The organism is Amycolatopsis sp. 505, from assembly GCF_031625235.1.
Classification (GTDB): domain Bacteria; phylum Actinomycetota; class Actinomycetes; order Mycobacteriales; family Pseudonocardiaceae; genus Amycolatopsis.
Genome location: NZ_JACKQP010000010.1, coordinates 354,637 through 375,061, shown reverse-complemented (window position 1 = coordinate 375,061; position 20,425 = coordinate 354,637). Strand labels below are relative to the sequence as shown.

Annotated in this window: 17 protein-coding genes; 5 read left to right on the top strand and 12 right to left on the bottom strand. The window is 71.9% G+C overall.

Annotation, left to right across the window (positions count from 1 at the left end; genetic code table 11):
• Positions 1 to 47: 47 nt before the first annotated feature.
• From secG to H5965_RS35105, 5 genes are all read right to left on the bottom strand, one after another.
• A complete protein-coding gene (gene secG / locus H5965_RS35125) occupies positions 48 to 278 on the bottom strand; it encodes a preprotein translocase subunit SecG (protein WP_003071471.1) in 231 nt (76 codons plus the stop codon).
• A 127-nt stretch (positions 279 to 405) separates the two neighbouring features.
• Positions 406 to 1,191, bottom strand: a complete 786-nt coding sequence (tpiA, locus tag H5965_RS35120; protein WP_310975128.1) for a triose-phosphate isomerase — start codon at positions 1,189 to 1,191, stop codon at positions 406 to 408.
• Positions 1,191 to 2,405: a phosphoglycerate kinase gene (locus tag H5965_RS35115; RefSeq protein WP_310975127.1), complete on the bottom strand. Its 1,215-nt coding sequence runs from the start codon at positions 2,403 to 2,405 to the stop codon at positions 1,191 to 1,193. Before H5965_RS35115 ends, tpiA begins: the two co-directional genes overlap by 1 nt.
• A gap of 5 nt (positions 2,406 to 2,410) precedes the next feature.
• Positions 2,411 to 3,415: a type I glyceraldehyde-3-phosphate dehydrogenase gene (gene gap, locus H5965_RS35110; RefSeq protein WP_091308527.1), complete on the bottom strand. Its 1,005-nt coding sequence runs from the start codon at positions 3,413 to 3,415 to the stop codon at positions 2,411 to 2,413.
• Positions 3,416 to 3,847: 432 nt separating this feature from the next.
• The gene (locus tag H5965_RS35105) at positions 3,848 to 5,029 is read right to left on the bottom strand and encodes a winged helix DNA-binding domain-containing protein (RefSeq protein WP_310975125.1); all 1,182 of its coding nucleotides are present in this window, start codon (positions 5,027 to 5,029) and stop codon (positions 3,848 to 3,850) included.
• A gap of 71 nt (positions 5,030 to 5,100) precedes the next feature.
• Here H5965_RS35105 and H5965_RS35100 point away from each other — a divergent pair, with 71 nt between their 5' ends.
• On the top strand, positions 5,101 to 5,745 hold the full coding sequence (locus H5965_RS35100; RefSeq protein ID WP_310975124.1) for a LysE family translocator: 645 nt from the start codon (positions 5,101 to 5,103) through the stop codon (positions 5,743 to 5,745).
• On the opposite strand, the gene H5965_RS35095 is transcribed toward H5965_RS35100, so the two are convergent.
• The 5 genes from H5965_RS35095 to H5965_RS35075 are packed head-to-tail and all read right to left on the bottom strand — an operon-like array spanning position 5,726 to position 13,591.
• Positions 5,726 to 6,049, bottom strand: coding sequence for a helix-turn-helix domain-containing protein (locus tag H5965_RS35095; RefSeq protein WP_310975122.1), 324 nt, complete (start codon positions 6,047 to 6,049; stop codon positions 5,726 to 5,728). The genes H5965_RS35100 and H5965_RS35095 overlap by 20 nt on opposite strands.
• Positions 6,046 to 6,831, bottom strand: a complete 786-nt coding sequence (locus tag H5965_RS35090; protein WP_310975120.1) for a TIGR03620 family F420-dependent LLM class oxidoreductase — start codon at positions 6,829 to 6,831, stop codon at positions 6,046 to 6,048. Before H5965_RS35090 ends, H5965_RS35095 begins: the two co-directional genes overlap by 4 nt.
• A 37-nt stretch (positions 6,832 to 6,868) precedes the next feature.
• Positions 6,869 to 11,326 (bottom strand): hypothetical protein, encoded by a 4,458-nt coding sequence (locus H5965_RS35085; RefSeq protein WP_310975119.1) that lies wholly within the window; start codon positions 11,324 to 11,326, stop codon positions 6,869 to 6,871.
• Between the two features lie 10 nt (positions 11,327 to 11,336).
• A complete protein-coding gene (locus H5965_RS35080) occupies positions 11,337 to 12,137 on the bottom strand; it encodes a hypothetical protein (protein WP_310975116.1) in 801 nt (266 codons plus the stop codon).
• Positions 12,137 to 13,591, bottom strand: coding sequence for a hypothetical protein (locus tag H5965_RS35075; protein WP_310975239.1), 1,455 nt, complete (start codon positions 13,589 to 13,591; stop codon positions 12,137 to 12,139). Before H5965_RS35075 ends, H5965_RS35080 begins: the two co-directional genes overlap by 1 nt.
• Before the next feature lie 83 nt (positions 13,592 to 13,674).
• On the opposite strand from H5965_RS35075, the gene H5965_RS35070 reads away from it, so the two are divergent.
• The 3 genes from H5965_RS35070 to H5965_RS35060 all read left to right on the top strand — a co-directional run bounded on the left by H5965_RS35070 (position 13,675) and on the right by H5965_RS35060 (position 18,041).
• Positions 13,675 to 14,112, top strand: coding sequence for a PPOX class F420-dependent oxidoreductase (locus H5965_RS35070; RefSeq protein ID WP_310975115.1), 438 nt, complete (start codon positions 13,675 to 13,677; stop codon positions 14,110 to 14,112).
• A 38-nt stretch (positions 14,113 to 14,150) separates the two neighbouring features.
• Positions 14,151 to 14,972, top strand: coding sequence for a coproporphyrinogen III oxidase (locus H5965_RS35065; RefSeq protein ID WP_310975113.1), 822 nt, complete (start codon positions 14,151 to 14,153; stop codon positions 14,970 to 14,972).
• Between the two features lie 504 nt (positions 14,973 to 15,476).
• Entirely contained in the window at positions 15,477 to 18,041 is a 2,565-nt protein-coding gene (locus tag H5965_RS35060) for a PQQ-dependent sugar dehydrogenase (RefSeq protein WP_310975112.1), read from the top strand.
• Between the two features lie 49 nt (positions 18,042 to 18,090).
• Here the strand turns inward: H5965_RS35060 and H5965_RS35055 are convergent, their stop codons facing one another.
• A complete protein-coding gene (locus tag H5965_RS35055; protein WP_310975110.1) occupies positions 18,091 to 18,459 on the bottom strand; it encodes a hypothetical protein in 369 nt (122 codons plus the stop codon).
• A gap of 225 nt (positions 18,460 to 18,684) precedes the next feature.
• On the opposite strand from H5965_RS35055, the gene H5965_RS35050 reads away from it, so the two are divergent.
• Positions 18,685 to 19,812 (top strand): hypothetical protein, encoded by a 1,128-nt coding sequence (locus H5965_RS35050; RefSeq protein ID WP_310975109.1) that lies wholly within the window; start codon positions 18,685 to 18,687, stop codon positions 19,810 to 19,812.
• Here H5965_RS35050 and H5965_RS35045 read toward each other — a convergent pair.
• Positions 19,787 to 20,395 (bottom strand): TetR/AcrR family transcriptional regulator, encoded by a 609-nt coding sequence (locus H5965_RS35045; RefSeq protein WP_310975108.1) that lies wholly within the window; start codon positions 20,393 to 20,395, stop codon positions 19,787 to 19,789. The genes H5965_RS35050 and H5965_RS35045 overlap by 26 nt on opposite strands.
• Positions 20,396 to 20,425 lie beyond the last annotated feature (30 nt).

Genomic DNA, 20,425 nt, shown 5'->3' with positions numbered 1-20,425 from the left:
CCCGCCGCCTCGACCCGGTCGCGGCCGACGACGGAACGCCGGACGCCTCACACCTTGAGCAGCAGACCCAGGCCCACGATGCTGATCAGCCAGACCGCGCCCAGCAGCAGGGTGATCCGGTCGAGGTTCTTCTCGGCCACGCTCGACCCGGCCAGGCTCGACTGCATCCCACCGCCGAACAGCGACGACAGGCCACCGCCCCGGCCACGGTGCAGCAGCACGGCGACCACCAGCAGGACGCTGGAGACGATCAACAGGATTTGCAGGAACAGCTTCATGTCATCCTCTGGGCTCTAGGAGAATGCAGGGGTACGGCATGGTCGTTTCCGACCACCACCGTACCCCTGGACTCGTCCACTGCTGTGTGACGGACCGGATACACAGGCTACCCGGTCGTGGCCTCGATCAGGGCAGCGGCCCGCCCGCGGCGAGTGCGCAGAGTTTCGTGAACTCCTCGCCGTCGAGACTCGCTCCGCCGACCAGGGCACCGTCGATGTTCTCGCAGGCCACCAGTTCGCCGATATTGCCCGATTTGACCGATCCCCCGTAGAGCACCCGGACGGACGAAGCGACCTCGTCGCCGTACTTCTCCTGGAGGGTCGCCCGGATCGCCTTGCAGACCTCTTCGGCGTCCGACGACGACGCGACCTTGCCGGTGCCGATCGCCCAGACCGGCTCGTACGCGATCACCACGTCTTTGACCTGCTCGGCCTTGAGGCCCTTCAGGCCCTCGATCAGCTGCGTCGTGGTGTGGTGGATGTGCTCGCCGGCCTCGCGGACCTCGAGCTTCTCCCCGATGCAGAGGATCGGCGTGATGCCGTGCTTGAGCGCGGCCTTGACCTTCTTGTTGACCAGCTCGTCGGACTCGGCGTGGTATTCGCGCCGCTCCGAGTGCCCGACCGTGACGAACTTGCAGCCCAGCTTGGCCAGCATCGGACCCGAGATGTCGCCGGTGTAGGCGCCCGAATCCTGCGGCGCGACGTCCTGCGCGCCGTAGGTCAGCGACAGCTTGTCGCCGTCGACCAGGGTCTGCACGCTGCGGATGTCGGTGAACGGCGGCAGCACCGCCACGTCGACCTTCGCGTAGTACTTCTCCGGCAGCGCGAAGGCGATCTTCTGCACCAGCGCGATCGCTTCGAGGTGGTTCAGGTTCATCTTCCAGTTGCCGGCGATGAACGGCTTGCGTGCCACTAGTTCGATCCCTCCAGTGCCACGACGCCCGGCAGTTCCTTGCCCTCGAGGTACTCCAGCGAGGCGCCGCCGCCGGTGGAGATGTGCGAGAAGCCGTCCTCGGGCAGGCCCAACTGCCGCACCGCGGCCGCCGAGTCGCCGCCGCCGACCACGGTGAACGCGTCGCTCTTCACCAGCGCCTCGGCCACCGCACGGGTGCCGCCCGAGAACGCCTCGAACTCGAACACGCCCATCGGGCCGTTCCAGAAGACCGTCTGCGCGTCGGCCAGCTTGCTCGCGAACAGCTCGCGGCTGCGCGGGCCGATGTCCAGACCCTGGCGGTCGGCCGGGATCGCGGTGGCGTCGACGGCTTCGTTTTCGGCGTCGGCCGAGAACTCCGTCGCGGCCAGCACGTCCACCGGCAGGACCAGTTCGACACCGCGCTTCTCGGCCTCGGCGAGGAAGCCCTTCACCTGGTCGAGCTGGTCGGCCTGCAGCAGCGACTGGCCGACCTCGTGGCCCTGGGCCTTAAGGAAGGTGTACGCCATGCCGCCGCCGACGATCAGCCTGTCGACCTTCGTCAGCAGGTTCGCGATGACGCCGAGCTTGTCGGACACCTTCGCGCCGCCGAGCACGACCACGTACGGCCGCTGGACGTCGTCGGTGAGCTTCTTCAGCACGTCCAGCTCGGCCAGCACCAGGCCACCCGCGTACGCCGGCAGTACCGACGCGACCTCGTAGACCGAGGCCTGCTTGCGGTGGACGACGCCGAAGCCGTCGGAGACGAACGCGCCGCCCGGGACGAGCGCGCCCAGTTCGGCGGCCAGCTCGGAGCGGTCCACGGCGTCCTTGCTGGTCTCGCGCGCGTCGAAGCGCACGTTCTCCAGCAGCACGACACCGCCGTCGGCCAGGCCGCCGGTCAGCGCCTTCGCGGACTCGCCGACCAGGTCACCGGCCAGCGCGACCTCGGCGCCGAGCAGCTCCGACAGCCGCTTCGCGACGGGCGCGAGCGTGTACTTCGGGTCCGGCTCGCCCTTCGGACGGCCGAGGTGCGCGGTGACGACGACCTTCGCGCCCGCGTCGGCGAGCTTCTTGATCGTCGGCAACGCGGCGCGGACCCGGCCGTCGTCGGTGATGCGGTCCCCGTCGAGCGGGACGTTCAGGTCGGACCGCACGAGCACGTACCGGCCCTGAACGCCCTCGCCCAGCAGGTCGTCGAGGTTCTTGACGCTCATCTGCTTCAGGACAGCTTCGAACCGACGAGCTTGACCAGGTCGGCGAGGCGGTTGGAGTAGCCCCACTCGTTGTCGTACCAGCCGACGACCTTGACCTGGTTGCCGATGACCTTGGTCAGCGGCGCGTCGTAGATGCAGGACGCCGGGTCGGTGACGATGTCGGCCGAGACGATCGGGTCGTCCGAGTAGCGCAGGATGCCGGCGAGGGGGCCCTCGGCGGCGGCCTTGTAGGCGGCGTTGATCTCCTCGACGGTGGCGGCCTTGGACAGCGTCACGGTGAGGTCGGTGGCCGAGCCGGTCGGGACCGGGACGCGCAGCGCGTAGCCGTCCAGCTTGCCCTGCAGCTCCGGCAGGACGAGGCCGATGGCCTTCGCGGCACCGGTCGAGGTCGGGACGACGCTCAGGGCGGCGGCGCGGGCGCGGCGCAGGTCCTTGTGCGGGGCGTCCTGCAGGTTCTGGTCCTGGGTGTAGGCGTGGACCGTGGTCATCAGGCCCTGCTCGATGCCGAAGGCGTCGTTGAGGACCTTGGCCAGCGGGCCGAGGCAGTTGGTGGTGCAGGACGCGTTCGAGATGATGACCTGCGAGCCGTCGTACTTGTCGTCGTTGACGCCGAGCACGATGGTGAGGTCCTCGCCCTTGGCGGGCGCGGAGATGATGACCTTCTTGGCCCCACCCGCGATGTGCGCCTTGGCGGCGTCGGCGTTGGTGAAGAAGCCGGTCGACTCGAGGACGACGTCGACGTTCAGCTCGCCCCAGGGCAGGTTGGCCGGGTCGCGCTCGGCGAGGGCCTTGATGGTCTTGCCGTCGACGACGATGCCCTCGTCGCTGACGCTGACCTCACCCGGGAACCGGCCCAGGATGGAGTCGTACTTCAGCAGGTGGGCCATGGTGGCGACGTCGCCGAGGTCGTTGAAGGCGACGACCTCGATGTCCTGGCCGCTGGCCTGCACGGCGCGGAAGAAGTTGCGGCCGATGCGGCCGAAGCCGTTGACACCTACGCGAACGGTCACTGCTGCCACTCCTCTGAGGATCGGCCGGCACTCCGGCCGTGACTTGCGGGCTCGCGGCCACCCTAGCGTGCGGGCATGCGCGTCCCTGACTGCCCTGACGAGACTTCCACCACTTGGCGAACGGGTCAAGAATCGATTAAGAAGCGAAGCCGCCATGCCCGGTGTTCCGGGGGCGGACCACGGCGGACCAGTGGGCTCCCATGGCCTGCGCTCCGGGACCGGTTCCGGCTGATCATGCCGGGTGCGGGGTGACCGGCGAGCGGGTTCGCCGTGGGCCGGGATCCGACACTTGAACGATCCAGCCGCCAGGAGCACTCCGGCGGGTGTGGCAGCGGCTCGCGGGACGGCACGTGAGGTCGATGACTCGACCGATCCAGGGACCGCCCGCGGCCGGAGCCGCCCCGTCGGGTGACCACCCCGCCGACGCGCCCCTCATGCCGTCAGCTCCCGCTCCAGCGGCGTGCGGAACCGCGGCACCGCGCGCACCTCGCCGAACCACTTCGCGCACTTCTCCGCCTCCGCCTCGACCGTCACCCGGGTTTCCTCGCCCACGTCCTCCAGCAGCCGGAACACCACCTCCCCCGAGGCGCGCTGGGCCCAACCGCCGACCACCTTCCCGGAAGCCCACACCGTCGGGCCGATGTTGCCGCTGCGGTCGAACAGGGCCGCGCGGTGCGGGCCGAGGAACCAGTCGCGGTCCTGCCAGCCCATCGGGGTCGGGTCCAGCGCCGGCAGGAACGCCACCCACGGCGGTGGCGGCGGCACCGGCTCGAGGTCGTCCGCCAGCGCCACCCCCGGCACGCCGTCGAGGTCGACTTCCGCCGGGGACACCGCCGCCAGCGCCTTCTTCGTCTGGCCCGCCGTCCAGCCCGTCCACCACCTCAGGTCGGACACCGGGGCCGGGCCGTACGCGCGCAGCCAGCGCCGGGCCAGCTCGGCCCGGGCTTCGTCCGGCTCCCGCAGCGACAAGCCTCCCGGCACCCATTCGTCCAGCGGGTGCCAGACGTACTGGCTGCTCAGCCAGCTGCCGCGGGGACGCCCACGCGCGATCCGGCCGCCCGCCGCCAGCAGGAACAGCACCCGGCTCGTCACGTTGCCGATCGCTTCGTACGGCTTGCCCGCTGCCATCAGCAGCTGCTGGCGCAGCCTCGGCTCGTCCTCGCTCAGCTGCTGCGCCGTCGCCGAGCCGCGGGCCCGCAGCGCCGCCTCGACCGAGGCCTCGACGTCCTTCAGCCACGCGCCCGGCTCCGGCACGTTCTCCGGGTGCCCCTGCTGCCCGAGGTGCTGTTCGAGCAGCTTCCGCTGCTTCACGACGATGTCCGCCGAGCAGGCCGCCTGCACCAGCGCCGCCGTGTCCAGGTCCGTGACGAACACCGTGCGGCGCATGCCGAGCAGCCGCAGCAGCGAACGCTCTTCGTAGAGCGCCTGTTCCACCGCCGAGACCGCCGGCGCGGCGAGCCGGGCGGACGCGGACAGGTGGACGGTCGCCGGGTCGGTGGCGTGCAGTGCCACGACCCCGGCGACGGCTTCGGTCACCGTGGCCGCGGGCGCGGCCAGGTGGTGCCGGACGGCGAGGCGGGCCCGGCGCTGCGAGGTGATGATCTTCGGAGGCACCCGCTGTTCCTACCACCCGGCACCGACAAAACCGCCTGGTCGTGCCGGTGACCAGCCGATAGCCTCGGGAAATGGTCTCCGGTACGCACTTCGCGGCCTTCGCCGCGCTGACGTTCCTCATGGTCGTGGTCCCCGGCCCGAGCGTGCTGTTCACGATCAGCCGCGCGCTCACCGTCGGGCGGCGCGACGCGCTCCTCACCGTCGCCGGCAACTCCGTGGGCGTCTACACGCAGGTCGTCGCGGTCGCGTTCGGCCTCGGCGCCTTGGTGACGACGTCCGCGGCGGTGTTCACCGCGATCAAGATCGTCGGCGCGATCTACCTGGTGTACCTGGGGATCCAGGCCGTGCGCCACCGCCGGAAGCTGACCGACGCGATGGCCGCGAAGGTGCGCGCCACCCCGGGCCGCGTGCTGACCGTGCTGCGCGACGGCTTCGTCGTCGGCTTCGCCAACCCGAAGTCGATCGTGTTCCTGGCGGCGCTGCTGCCGCAGTTCGTCGACCCCGCCGCCGGTTCGGTGCCGGCCCAGATGCTCGTCCTCGGCCTGTGCCTGCCCGCGATCGCGCTGGCCACCGACAGCGCGTGGGCGCTGGTCGCCGGCACCGCCCGCGCGTGGTTCGCCCGCTCGCCGAAGCGCCTGGAAATGGTCGGCGGCACCGGCGGCCTCGTCATGATCGGCCTGGGCACCACGCTGGCCTTCACCGGCCGGGGTGACTGAGCACCAGGTCGAGCAGTCCTGGGAAGGCGGCGTCGAATTCGGGGCGCCGCAAGCGGTTCAGCCGGCGCGGGCCTTCGTCGCGCTGTTCGATCAGGCCCGCCGCGCGCAGCACCCCGAAGTGGTGGCTGAGCGTCGCCTTCGCGACCGGCAGGTCGAAGGTGCCGCACGCCTTCGTCCACTCGGGCACGGCCGCGAGCTCGCGCACGATGCTGCGGCGCACCGGATCGGCGACGGCGGCGAGCGCGTCGTGCAGCGAGACCTCCGCCGGGAGCACGTGCGTGAGCCCGCGGGCCCGTGCGGTCACCGGACCGCCTCCACCAGTCCCGGCCACCACTCCCGCGGCAGACCGTCGAGCGGGACGACCACCTGGTCGGCGCCCGCGGCCCGGTACTCCCGCAGCCGCGCGGCCACCGCGTCGAAGCCGCCCCACACGGTGAGGCCGTCGACCAGCCGGTCCGACAGGTCCGCGATGTCCGCGTCGGTGAAGCCCATCCGCCGGAAGTTGGCCGCGTAGCCCGGCATCCCGGCCAGGAACCCCAGTGAACCGCCGCGCACGATCTCGCGCACCCGGGCCGCGTCGGTCTCCGCCACCACGTTCAGCAGCACCGCCAGCTGCCGGTCCGCGCCCAGAATTTCCCGCGCCGAAGCGACGTAGTCCGTCGTCACCAGGTACGGGTACGCGCCCGAAGCGCGGTCGCGCGCCAGCTCCAGCATCCGCGGCCCGAGCGCCGACAGAATCCGCGCGGACGGCGGCACGACGTCCTCGATCTCGTCGAGGTAGTCGCCGAGCGTGGCCAGCGGACGCGCGCCGTGCGCCCCGCCCAGGCCGACCACGAACCGGCCGGCGGGCAGGTCCGCGTACGCGGCGCTCACTTCGCTTGAAGGCACCCGATCCACCGACAGGATCCCGCTCGCCACCTTGATCCGCGACGTCCCGCGGACCACCTCGGCGATCCGCGGGAGGTTGTTGCCCTGCCCGCCGGCCAGCCAGAGCGTGTCGAAGCCCAGCTCTTCGAGCTCGACGGCGACGGCGGTGTCGGTGTCGAGTGCGGTGTGGGTGGCCCCCAGCGGCCCCAGTGTCGTCATGCGCCCGGCAACCACGGGACCCGGGAAGTTGTTCCCGTCAGGCCGGCTGTTCGTCCTCAGCGGAATCGGGGTCCCGCGTGAACATCCGGGTCGCCGACAGCCGCGCGACACCGTCGGGCTCGCCCAGGTCCTCCAGGGAGTTGCGGATCGTCGAGTCCACCGACAGGTACTTCCGGCCCGCGCGCAGGTCGGCGTCGTTGCGCAGCCGCACGATCAGCGGGAACTCCGACAGCGCGCCCGCGTCGAACAGGCCCGTCGTGTAGATCAGCTGCACGCCGAGCGCCTCGGCCACCGCCCGCTGCAGTTCCAGGAGGTACCCGGCCGACGCGCGGCCGATCGGGTTGTCCAGGAACAGCACGCCCGAGTGCCGGTTGCGGACCTTGCCGCGGTTGTTCGCCCGCAGCGCCGCCAGGGTGCAGTACAGGATGATCGCCGCGGTCAGCTGCTGGCCGCCGGAGAACACGTCGCGGATCTCCGAGACGCGCTGGCGTTCGGTCCGCAGCACCGAGTCCGGCTTGAGCATGTCGACGCGGAACCCCTTGGGTGCCGCCGCCCGGACTCCGCGCAGTACCAGGGAAAGCCCGTCGCGCTTGACGTCCCGGCCGTCCGCCGTCTTGCCGACGGCGGCCTCGTCGACGACCTCGCCGAGCTTCTCGGTGAGCGCATTGTCCTCCAGCTCGGTGAAGCGGATGCGGAGGAACTCCTGCCCGGACCAGTCGCCGAGGCCGTCCGGCAGCCGGGAGACGCGCTGGGCCGAACGCAACGTCCGGAGCGCGCCGTCGACCATGCCCTGCAGGCGGGTGATGATGCCGCCGCGGTGCCGGTCGATCTGCGCGAGGTCGTCGGTAAGCGACCGCAGCCGCGGCCGCAGCGCTTCGGCCCACTCGGCGGCGTGCGCCGGCAGCTGGTCGCGCTTGACCGAGATGACCTGCTGCCGCACCGGGGTGCTCAGCTTCTCGAAGCGCTTCTCCGTCGCGTATTGCGCGAGCTGGTCCGCGGCCGCGCGCACCCGCCGGTCACCGGCGTCGGCGGCTTCCTGGGCCTGGTTGAAGGTCGCGTTCAGCCGCGCGTGCTGGGCGCGCGCGGTGTCGACGTCGCCGTCGTAGGCGGCCGCTGTGTCCTTCTCGGTGTCGGTCACCAGGTGCGCCATCGACTCGGCGAGCAGCGAGAAGCCGGACGCCGAGTTCTTCGCGGACTCCAGCGTGGCTTCGGCCGCCGCCCGGCGGTCCTGCAGCTCTTCCCACTTCCGCGCGGCCGCCGACGCCTCCAGCCCGGCCGCGTCGATCAGTTCCAGGCCGTGCTCGATGTCCCGCGGCTTCTCGCCGTTGACGCCGTTCTGCAGCGGCAGCGCGTCCAGTTCGGCGCGCCGCGTCGAGACGAGCCCGATCGCTTCCGTGCGCTCGTCTTCGAGGCCGTCGACGACCCGGCGGGCGCGGGCCAGCGCGGCCGCCCGGGCCGATGCGTCGGAGCCGTCCGGGGTCTCCAGGAGCTCGCCCGCACGCACGCGAACGGCCTCGTCCATGGCCTCCACGGCCGAGCCTGCCGCGGCTTCGGCGGACTCGGCCTGCTCCAGTTCGCTCCGCAGGTCGCTGCCGACCTCGACCTTCGCGTACGCCTCCGACGCCGAAGCGAACGCCCGCCGCAGCGCGTCCACCGGTTCGGACGGCGCCGGGCCGTCCGCCGCGTCGGCCGCCCCGGGCACTTCGGCCAGCTCGGCGCGCGCGGTGGTCGCGGTCCGGCGGTGGCCGTCCGCGGTGCGCTGCTCCTCCCCCGCCTGCTCGCGCAGCCGGGCCGCCTTGCCCGCCGCGTCGGACGCCTGGAGGTCGGCGCGCTCGGCGATCTCCGTCGCCCGCTCGGCTTCTTCGGTCCACTCGGCGATCCGGGCGCTGCGGACACCCAGCTCGCCGAGCCGCCGGGCCTTCTCCTCGGCCTCGGCGGCGGCCGCCCGCAGCTCGGGGACGCGCTCACGCAGCGACGCGGCTTTTTCGCTCAACCGCGCGAATTCCGCGTCGGCCTGCTCCAGCGCGGTGCGGGCGGTCTCCCGCGCGGTCCGGGCCGCCTGAGCCTGCTCGGCCAGGGTGGCGACGGCGCCGGGCGGGTAGTCCTCGCGCCAGGTCGTGAGCTTCCACGTCAGGGCGCCGTCCGCGGACAGCTTGGCGGACAACGCTTCGAGCCGCCGCTGCCGCTCGGTGTGCCGCCGCGCGACGGCTTCCCGTTCGGCGTCGGCGGCTTCTTCGTCGTACATCGCCGGGTTCGGCGGCACGAGGAACTCGACACCGGGCGCGGACGGCACCTCGGCCTGCAGCGCCTCGGTCGTGCCGACGGCGATGATCGCGCTCGGCAGCAGCCGCCGCTTCGTCAGCACCTCGCGGGCGCGATCGGCGTGCGCGGCGTCGTTCAGCAGGACGCCGGACACCAGCTGCGGCAGGCTTTCCAGCACTTCGGCGCGCCGGGACGCGTCCAGTTTGGACAGATAGCGCCAGCCGGACCACGCGGTGATCCCGGCCTCTTCCAGGGCGTCCAGCGCGGCCTGGACGTCCTCCGGCGGCGGCAGCAGCCCGCCGGACCCCAGCGCGGCCAGGGCCCGCTCGTCGGCGGACTCCTCCATCCGCAGCGCCGTCTGCTCCTTCTCGACGGCCGCGCTCGCCTCGCGCAGCCGTTCCAGCAGCACCGGGAGGTCGCTCTCCAGGTTGACGTCGTCGGCGCCGAGCAGCTCGACCAGGCGGCTTTCGGCGGCGAGGGCGTCGGTCCGGCGGTGCGCGCGGTCGAGGTCCTCGGTGGCGCGTTCGAGGCGGTCCTGGGTGGTGCCGGCGAGCTGGTGGGCCTCGTTCACGGCCCGTTGCGCCGCCTGGAGGTCCGCGCCGGCGCGGTCGAGTTCCTGTTCGCGCCGGGCCAGCTCGGCCGAAGCGGATTCGGCCGCGGCACGGGCAGCGCGCGAAGCTTCGGCGACGTCGGCCCCCGAGGGCAGCAACCCGGCACGAACCGCCGCTTGGACCTCTTCGCGCAGTTCGGTGATCCGCGTGGTCAGCCCGCGCGCCTCGGCCCGGCGGGCGGCCGCGAGGTTCGCGGCTTCGTCGCGCTCGGTCTGCGCCTTCTCGGCTTCGGCACGCAACGCGCCCGCGTGCGCTTCGGCCTTGTCGGCCTGCCGCTGGGCGTCCTGCGCCAGCGCGTGCAACCCGCGTGCCAGCGCCGAAGCGGCGTCGTTGCGCGCCTTCAGGGCCGGACGCGCCTTCTCCTCCCGGCTGCCGACGAGTTCGCGCAGGTCCTTCGCCTTGCGTCCCGCGTTCAGCGAGTTGAGCACGGTCGCCGTCTCGCGCCAGGCCTCCGCCTCGGTCTTCGCCGCGGCGAGCTCGGCGTCGACGCGCTTGCGGGCCTCCTGGGCCTCGTCCAGCCGCAGCACCGCGACGAGCCGGCGCAGCTCGGTGACGGCCGCGGCGAGCCGCCGGTGGTCGCCCTCGGCGAGCTTCTCCGCGGACTTGACCTCGGTGACGTGGTCCTCGAGGCCGGACAGCCGTGCGTTCTCCAGCTCGTTGCGGGCGACGACCCGCCCGGCCAGCGAAGCCATGTCGGCCTTCGCGGATTCGGCGATCTTCCGCGACTCCGCGGCGACACTTTCTTCGGCGGCCAGCGGGCCCAGGAGGTCGAGCGCGCCCGCGACGAAGTCGCGCTCGGACAGCAGATCCCCGCGCTGGGCCAAGTTGTGGGCGTAGGTCGCGACGACCTCGGCGAGGTCCTTCGGCTCTTCTTCGGAGATGACCGCGCGCAGCAGGAACTCGACGAAGGCGTCGTCGGTGCCGAACGCGAACGCGTCCGCCGCTTCACCTTCGCCCGCGTTCATCGCGCGCTGGTAGCGGAACAGCTCGGTGTCGAGGCCCAGGCCGTCCAGGCGGCCGGTCCACTCGTGGTGGCGGCGGGTCCAGGACAGCTCCAGCTCGGGTTCGGCCAGCTGGGCCGCGGTGAGCTTGTCGTGGAAGCCGGACATGGTGAGCAGCCGGCCGTCCTGGGTCATCGGCAGCGATTCCAAGCCCAGCGCGGCGGTCGGGCGGAAGCAGTACCAGGAGTCGACGAGGTTCTCGGAGTCGGCGGACACGACGTGCCCGCGCCACTCCGACACCTTCCCGGTGATGATCCGGTGGCCGCTCTCGACGTGCAGCCACTCCAGGACGACGTGCGAGACGTCCTTGGCGGCGACGAACTTCTCCAGGACCTTGGTGCTGGTGGTGCCCACGACCTGGCGGCGGCCGGGCAGCATCACCGAGAAGATCAGCTTGATGAGCACGGACTTGCCGCCGCCGTTCTCGAGGAACAGCACGCTCGCCGGTGACGGGCGGCGCAGCTCGGCCGGGCCGGTCGCGTGGATGCCCGCGCTGAACAGCGCGTCCTGCTTCGGCGCGGTGATCTTGGCGCCGACGCCGCTGAAGTCGAGCACGACGTCCTGGTAGCGGGCACCCGCCGGGCCCACCGAGTGCAGGCGGACCCGCGAAAGCTCGTACATCGATTCCCCTCTACAGCGTGTCGGACGCCGCTGCGCGCAGCGTGCCCCCGGCGGTCGCGACGGCCACGACGTCGAGCGCGAGCAAGTCGTCGAAGGCGGCGTCGGCGGCGAGTTCCCGGACCTGGATCTGGTAGCGCGGGGTGGTCCGGTAGGTGCCGCCCTGCTCGTCGCTCACCGGGACCAGGAAGCCCTGGTCGGCGAGGAACCGCAGGGCGCGGGAGACCATGCCGCGGGTGGTGTCGGCGGCGAGCCGGCCGTCCTTGGTGGCCGCGGCCGCGGGACGGCGGGTGTAGGCGCGCCAGGCCTGTTCCAGCTCGGGCGCGTCGGCCAGGGGGTCGTTGTTGGCCTCGGCCTGCGCGGCGCGTTCGTCGAGCATCCGGGCGGCTTCGCGGACCATCGCGTCGACCTGCTCGACGCTGACGCGGCCGATGTAGGTGTCGTTGGCGAGGTCGTCGGGCCGCGGGTAGCCGAGCGCGGCGGTGGCGAGGTGGATCAGGCCGTGCAGCACCTTCTCCGTGTCGCGGCGCTCGCGGATCTTGGCCTGGCGGGCGTAGGAGTCCATCTTGATCTCGAAGACGGACTCGTCGGTGGCCGCCAGCACCGCGCCGGCCTGCTGGTTGACCTCGAGGACCATCAGGCCGAGCCCGGCGGCGACGGCGTGGGTGAGGGCCTTGAACGCGTTGTCCTCGCCGTAGCGGCGCACGAGGTCGCCGTAGACGACGTCACGCGCGGGCAGCTGCTTCGGCCGCATGCCGAAGGCGACCAGCCGGGCCGCGGCCTCGGCGTCCACGCTGCTGTGGGACAGCGCCATTACGCGACCTCCTCTTCTTCATCGGCGCGCTCGACGGCGGCGGTGGACAGGAGCAGGTCGGCGCCGCCGAACTCCGGGTCGTCCAGGAGCGTGCCGTCGTCGACGGCGAGCAGGACCGAGCGGTCGCCCTGGCGGCGGGCCGCGCCGATCCCGGGACTGTAGGCGTGGACCGCGCGCAGCGCGACCAGGGCGGCGAGCCCGGGCTGACGGCTGCGGCGGGCTTCTTCGAGCAGCCCCGACAGCCGCCGTGGCACTTCGGGCAGGTCGAGCAGTTCGTCGGCGCGCCGCCAGACCTCGTCGCCGAACTTGTCGCTGACCTCGGCGGGCATGAGTTCCGGTTCCGGGATCTCGCCGACCAGCTGATCGCGTTCCGGCGCGGGCCGCAGGAGCAGCGAGACGAGGGAGGACAGCGACGGCACGACCGGTGCGGTGATCCCGGCGGCGGCGTGGAAGAAGTGCTCGACGGGCGCGACCGCGTCGGCCAGCGGCAGGCCCAAGGTGGGCACGAGGAGCTGGCCGAAGAGGTCCAGGGTCGCGCGCTGGGGCGGGCCGGAGAACTGCTGGCGGTCCTGCTCGGCGCGGAACACCGCGCCCGCGTCGGCCAGCCGGGACTGCAGGCGCGTGTGGCGGCGGATGCAGTCGCCGACGATGTCGACGAGCTCGGCGGCGCGGCGCTTCTTGTCGAGGTCCTCGGTCTCGTCGCGGGCGGTGGTGATGTTCTTGAGGATGGCGTTCTCGGCGCGGAACCGGGCCTCGATGTGGCTCAGCGCGCTGTCCAGGAGCTCCGGGACCTCGCGTTCCCAGTCGACCGACCGGACGTCGCGGCGGGTCGCGTCGAGCTTCGCGCGCAGCGTCTCGCCGTACTGGACGGTCCGGTAGCGGGCCTGCTCGGCGGCGAGCTTGGCGTCGGCGAGCCGGCCGCGGTTGATCAGGTTCTCGAGCTTGACCTCGGCGGCGATCTGCGCGGACTCGACGTCGGTGTCGAGCGCGCCGACCAGCACGTTGATCGCCTCGTCGGTGGCGCGCAGGTAGACCTCGCCGTCGCGGGCGGCCAGCTCGACGAGCAGCTTGAAGTCGAACTGGCGGCGCTGGTAGCCGCCCGGCCCGATCGAGCCGTAGACGCGCCGGAAGCCGCGATCGGTGGTGCCGACGTTGATGAGGTTGTCCAGGACCCACTTGGCCACCCGGACGTGCTCTTCGGGCATCCGCGACGGCGCCTGCTGGGCGATGAAGGGCAGCAGCCGGTCGATCACCTCGTCGTGGCCGGCGCCGGTGTCGAAGTCCATCGCGATGGTGACCTGGTCGATCGTGTGCAGCGCGATCTCGGCCATCTGGTAGATCGTGGCGTCGGCCCAGTCGAGCTTCGCTTTCCGCGCGTCGAGGTCGTGCAGCGGCGCGGTGCAGGCCAGCGCCTTGAGGCGGCGCGTCAGCCCCTCGTCGGCCAGGCCCGTCATACCGGTGTCGTCGTCTCGCACAGCAGGCCAGGCTAGTCGGCCACCCTCTGCGCACGCGCGGGTGACGGGCTAACGTCGCTCACATGCGTGAGATGAGCCGTGACGAGTGGTGGAAGTTCGCCTCCGAGGGGACCCGGACCGGCATGCTCGGCCTGGTCAGGGCCAACGGCGCCCCGATCGTGACGCCGGTGTGGTTCCTGCTGAACGAAGGCCCGGACGGTGACGAGCTGATCTTCACCACCGGCACCGAGACGCTCAAGGGCAAGGCCATCGCCCGCGACGGCCGGATTTCGCTGGCCGTCGACGACCAGAAGCCGCCGTTCTCCTACGTCCAGTTCACCGCCGAGGCGCGGCTGACCCACGACCTGGACGACATGCTGGCGTGGGCGACCAAGCTGGGTGCGCGGTACATGGGTGCCGAGCGCGGCGAGGAGTACGGCAAGCGCAACGCCGTCCCCGAGGAATCCCTCGTCCGGGCGAAGATCACCAAGGTGATCGCGCGCGCCGACATCGCCGGCTGAGGGTGTTTCGCTGGTAATCTGCCTCCGGGGGTGGGGGTATGCCTTCAGGGGACAGACGCGACGCCGTCAAGGCGATCTTCAGCGCGGGCCAGCGAGAGCTGGTCGCCGAGCTGGAACGCCTCGACGGCGGGCGCTTCGGCCGGTCCGGGCGCACGAGACTGCTCGAAAACGGGGACGTCTTCGAACGCGCCGTCGTCAGCGCGGCCTTCTCGGACGAGTACTTCGCGGCCGGGCTGTCGGTCGTGCTGCACCCGCGTAACCCGTACGTGCCGGCGTTCCAGGCGCACTTCCGCTACCGCGAAGCCGCGGAAGCGTGGTGGTTCGGCGGCAGCGTCGACCTCCTCCCCTGCTACGGCTTCGCCGCGGACGCAACCCACTTCCACCGCGTCCTGAAGAGCCACTGCGACACGCTCGACCCGGCGTTCCACGCCCAGGCGAAACGCGCGTGCGACGACCGTTTCCGGCTCCCCCACCGCAACGAGGCCCGCGGCATCGGCGGCATCCTCTTCGACCACCTGAGCTTGCCGGGTCCGGACGGCTGGCGACGCTCGGCGGCCTTCACGGCGGCGGGCATCGCCGCGGTGAACCCGGCGTACTTCCCGATCGTCCACCGCCGCAAGGACGTGCCGTACGGCGAACGCGAGCGGCAGTGGCAGCTCCACCGCCGCGGCCGGTACGTCGAGTTCACCCTGGTCAACGACGCGGCCCAGGCCGACGCCGACGCGCTCCTGACGGCCCTGCCGCCGTCGGCGCGCTGGGAGTCGGAGTTCGCGCCGGAGCCGGGGAGCGCGGAGGCGGAGCTGGCGTCGTTCCTCGTGCCGCGCGACTGGGCGGCCGAAACTGTCGGTGCCCGCCGGTAGAGTCGGAAACGGGGGGCGCCCCGGCGGCCGCGGCGGCGTCGGGCGAGGCGGCTGAGGGCGGCGTTGTGTTTGCCCTTGGCGCCGATGCCGGGCGCCCGATCGTGGCGGGCTGGGTCGACCACCACCAGCAACGACCCTGCGCGGCGCGCTTGTTGAACAGGGCTCTCAGCTTGGGTTCGGTGTTGGGCAGCGCCCCGTCGTGCAGCCGGTTGGCCGTCGGGGTCGAGGCCGCCCGCGGCCCCAGAGCGCCCCGGCGCCTCGGACCGATCCGCCGCACCGAACCACCTCCCCTGCCACGCTGGGCCGTCCGGGCGCAGCCGCCCCGCTGAGCGGGAAACCCTTGGCACGCCGGGTGAGCAGCTGCGTGGACTATTGACAGGGCCCGCTCCCAGGGTGTGTGATCTGTCCCATAGATAGGAAACTTTCCTAACTATTGCCGCCGGTGGTCCGCCGACCATTCCGCCCCGGTCACCCCCTGTCCCCCGACAACGCAGGAGGCTCCCAGTGGCACCCCGTCCACCGTGGCGCGTGGTACTGGCCGGTACCGCCGTCGCGGCGCTCGGCCTCACCGCGGTCAGCCCGGTAAACGCTTTCGCGGCCGATACCGACTACGAGTCCGAGAACGCCACCATCTCCCAGGGCGCGGTCGAGTCGAACCACGCCGGCTACTCCGGCACCGGCTTCGTCAACTTCGACAACGTCGTCGGCAGCTACGTCGAATACTCCGTGAACGCCGCCCAGGCGGGCACGCACACCCTGACCTTCCGCTACGCCAACGGAACCGCCGACAACCGGCCGGTGAAGCTCACCGTCGACGGCGGCGACAAGGGCACCGTCGACTTCCCCGCGACCGGCGCGTGGACGACCTGGAAGACCGTCACCGCGACCGTCCAGCTCACCGCCGGCGTCAACAAGGTCCGCACCACCGCGACCACCGCCAACGGCGGCCCGAACGCCGACAAGCTCACCGACACCTTCACCGCGCCGGTCGACGGCGAACCACCGTCGCCGCCGTCGAACCTCAAGGCGAGCAACATCCTGCCCACCGCGGCCACCTTCAGCTGGACCGCCGCGACCGACAACGTCGGCGTCGTCCGCTACGAGATCAACCGCGGCGGCAACATCCTCAAGACCGTCGACGGGAACACCACGAGCGCGACCGTCGACAACCTGACGCCGAACACCGCCTACGACATCTCCGTCGGCGCGTACGACGCCGCGGGCAACCCGTCGCAGCAGAGCAACGTAGTCACCTTCACCACGCCGCCGAGCAACGACACGACCCCGCCCAGCGTGCCGGGCAACCTGCGCTCCACGAGTGTCACCGCGAACAGCGTCTCCCTGGCGTGGAACGCTTCCACGGACAACGGCGGCACCATCGCCGGGTACGACGTCTACCAGGGCGCCACGAAGGTCGCGACCACGACTTCCCTGAGCACGACGGTCACCGACCTCACCCCGAACACCTCCTACACCTTCACCGTCAAGGCCCGTGACCCCGACGGCAACACCTCGGCCGCCAGCAACGCCGTCACGGCGAAGACCAGCGCTCCGGGCGGCGCCGGGGGCATCCCCGAATACGACAAGGACATCGCGAAGGTCGACCTCGGCTGGTCGGTGGACTTCCTCCCGAACGGCAACGCGCTGGTGACCGAGCGGGACCGGTTCGAGGTCCTGCTGGTGACGCCGTCCGGCCAGAAGACCACCCTGGGCAAGGTGCCGGGGGCGGTCGGCACGAACGGCGAAGGCGGCCTCCTCGGCCTGGCGATCTCGCCGAACTGGTCGAGCGATCACGCGATCTACCTCTACCACACGGCTTCCGGGGACAACCGGATCGTGAAGATGACCTACGACGGCACCACGCTGTCGTCGACGTCGACGCCGGTGCTGACCGGGATCGCGAAGAACCGCTACCACAACGGCGGCCGGATCAAGTTCGGCCCGGACGGGAAGCTGTACGCCACCGTCGGCGACGCCAAGAACAGCGACAACGCGCAGAACAAGAGCTCGCTCAACGGCAAGATCCTGCGGCTCAACCCGGACGGCTCGGCGCCTTCCGACAACCCGTTCTACGCCACCGGCGGCAACGCGCGGTACGTCTGGAGCTACGGCCACCGCAACCCGCAGGGCCTGGCCTGGGACTCCCGCGGCCAGCTGTGGGCGGCGGAGTTCGGCGAGAGCAGCCAGGACGAGCTCAACCTGATCCAGAAGGGCGGCAACTTCGGCTGGCCCAGCTGCGAAGGCACGCAGGGCAGCTGCAGCGGCTTCATCGCCCCGAAGAAGACCTGGTCGACGTCGCAGGCCGGGCCGAGCGGGCTGGAGATCGTCAACGACTGGATCTACATCGCCGGCGTCACCGGGCAGCAGCTGTTCGCCACGCAGATCAACGCCGCCGGCACCGGCGTCGGCACGGTGTCGACGCTCTTCTCCGGCCGCTGGGGCCGGCTGCGTTCGGTCACCAAGACCCCGGACGGCGGGCTCTGGCTGACCTCGACGAACAACGACAAGAACGGCGGCACGCCGTCGGTGCTGGACAACGTGATCGTGCGGCTGAAGTTCCCGGGCGGCGGCACGCCCGGCGGCTTCAAGCTGACCAGCTCCGCCTTCGCCGACAACGCGACCATCCCGGACAAGTACACCTGCGCCGGGGACGGCACGGCGGGCCAGGACCCGTCGCCGCCGCTGGCGTGGGGTGCCTCCGACGGCGCGAAGGGCTACGCCGTCGTGTTCGCCGACGTCGCCAACGGCGGCAACAAGCTGCACTGGGCTATCTGGGACGTCCCGGCGGCCACCCGCTCCCTCCCGGAGGGGCTCGGGGCGGGGTACACCGTGCCGAACCAGGGTGGCGCGAAACAGAAGGCCATGGGCAGTGGGGCGAACAGCCAGAAGTTCTTCGGCCCCTGCCCGGGCGGCTCGAGCCACCCGTACACGTTCACCCTCTACGCCCTGAACACCGCCACGGTCCCCGGCCTGACGTCGTCCTCGACGATGGCCCAGGTCGAAACGGCGATCAAGGGCGCGTCGACGGCGAACGTCGTGCTGCGCGGCAAGTCCAGCGCGGCCGCCTGAAAGCCGCGGCAGGGGTGACCGGAGCGGCGCCGGTCACCCCTGCCGCCCTTCACTGCGTCCCCGACAGCCGGCGCAGGTGCGCGTCGACGTCGAAGCCGTGTTCCTCCAGCCGGCGGCGGGCCAGCAGCAGTTCGTCGGGGGTGAACAGCTCGGCGTACTCCTCGCGCAGCATGACCGCCTCGGAGCTGCGGCCGAGCTGGTTCTTCTCCCAGAGCACGGTGAACCCGCCCGCGGTGCCGGCGCCCCGCAGCAGCAGCCGGGCCGCTTCGACGCCGCCGTGCTCGCGCACCATGCGTTCGAACTGGGCGGGCCGGTAGCCGTAATCCTTGGCGAGAACCCGGCATCCGTCGAGCAGATCCTCGGTGAATCGCGCAGCGAGCCGAGGATCGGCCGGGACGGATGCGGCTGGTTCGGGCATGGGGCAACCTCTCGACGCGACGGCTTCCCAGATTAATCGCGAACCGGCCCGGTTTCGCTACGCCATTCGAGCAACGAATTCGCGAAGAGCACTCTCCGTGTCGACCAAGCGGACAAATAGGGCAAAGCCGAAACTGGCAGCGACATCTGGGGCTTCGCCCCGGGTCGGGGGCTTCGCCACCCGAACCCCCGAAAACTGTCGGTGGTCTCTGCCATCCTGACCGCCATGCGCACCGTGGTCCACGGCGAGGTTCACGTCCACTATGGACAGATCTACGTCCACGACGAGGAAGGAGAGCCGTTCGAGGGTGACCTGCACGCGTGTTTCGCCGGGCAGCGCAACGGGCTGTGCGGCGCCGCGGTGCCCGGCACCCTCTTCCTGATCACCGGGCTGCACACCGGCGAGGTCGGCTTCACCGCCGAAGTGCACTCGTCCGCGCCGCCGGACAGCGGCGCGGAGGACGTCGTCGAGGCCTCCTTCCGCGCCGAAGGCCGCACGGCGCTGGTCACCTGGGGTGGCGGCGACGCGTGGGACCTCGAGCTGACGCCGGGCGACTACCGCGTCCGCTACAGCGGCACGGCGATGGACGCGGGCCGCGAGCGCGACACCCGGCTCGGCGGCGAGCCCCTGCAGGACAGCTACCTGCTGCAGTTCTGGCCCGCGCCGCCGGCTCCGGACGTCGTCGTCCGCGAAACGAGCGCGATCGCGGCCTACTGGCACGGTTTCGCGCGGGAGCTGCCCCCGCCGCCGACGGACGAGGAGCTCGCGCAGCGGCGGGAAGCCCGCCAACGGGCCGAGGAGGAGGCGCGGGCGAAGGCGGAGCGGGAACGGTTGCTGCGGGAATGGGGTGGCGTGCTGCCGCCCTCGCCGGTGCGCGAGCTGCCGCCGGGTTCGCTGCGGGAGTTCGCCAAGCGCGATCGGGCCCTGGTGGGAGCGGCGGTCACCGCGGGGCCGGAGGTCTGCCGCGCGCTCGCCCGCCGGGTGGCGCACCTGGCGTTCGAGCGGGCCGGGCTGGACGGCGTCGGCTGGATCGCCGATGGCTTGCGCGCGCTGGACGAAGGGAGCCCGCTGCCGCCGCCGTTCGGCGACTGGACCGCGGCGCGGGACCGGCTGCTGTCGGATCCGGCGGTGCCGCAGACGCTGGTGCGCACCCCGGACGGGCGGCACGACAACGCGTTGCAGCAGGCCATGGCGTTCCCGGCGATCTTCGCCGCGGCGGGCGAGGACGCCTGGGAGGCGTTGGGGGCGGCCTTGTCCGCGGCCGAGCACACCTACGGCGACGATCGGGCCCGGCTCCGGGAGGAGGTGCGTGCGGCACTGGCGGAAGTCACCAGCCGAACAGGCCACCCATGATCCGCGCGCAGCGGGCCGTCATCGCGTCGGCGTCTTCGTCGGGGCGGTCGATCCACCAGCTGATCAGCGAGTCGACCACGCCGGTCCACACCTGCGCCACCGCCTCGATGTCCGCCGGGTCGGCCAGGCCGCGCGAGGTCAGCAGCTGCGTGGCGCCCAGCACCGCGAACGCGTCGAGCCGGCGGCGGTAGTCCGCGGCGGCCGCGGCGATGTCGCCCGTGGAGGGCACCGTGGCGTCGCGCAGGAGGCGCCAGGCGTACCGGTCGTGGTCGAACGTCGTGAAGATCGCCGAGAGCACCTTGAGCGGCATCTGGTCGGGCTCGCCGCCGGCGGCCATGGTCGCCGCCACGCCGTCGGTGAGACGGCCGCCGGCGCGGTGGAGACAGGCCAGGTAGAGCCCGTCCTTCGAGCCGAAGTACTGGTACAGCAACGGCTTCGTGACCCCGACCCGGCGCGCGATCTCGACCATCGACGCGCCCGCGTACCCCGCCCGGCCGAACTCCTCGGTGCCGGCCACGACGAGCTGGGCCTCGCGCTCTTCGCGGGGCATCCCCTTGGTCCCGACCGCCCTTGACTCCGTCACACGGAAGAGCCTACCGTGCGTAAAGTGACC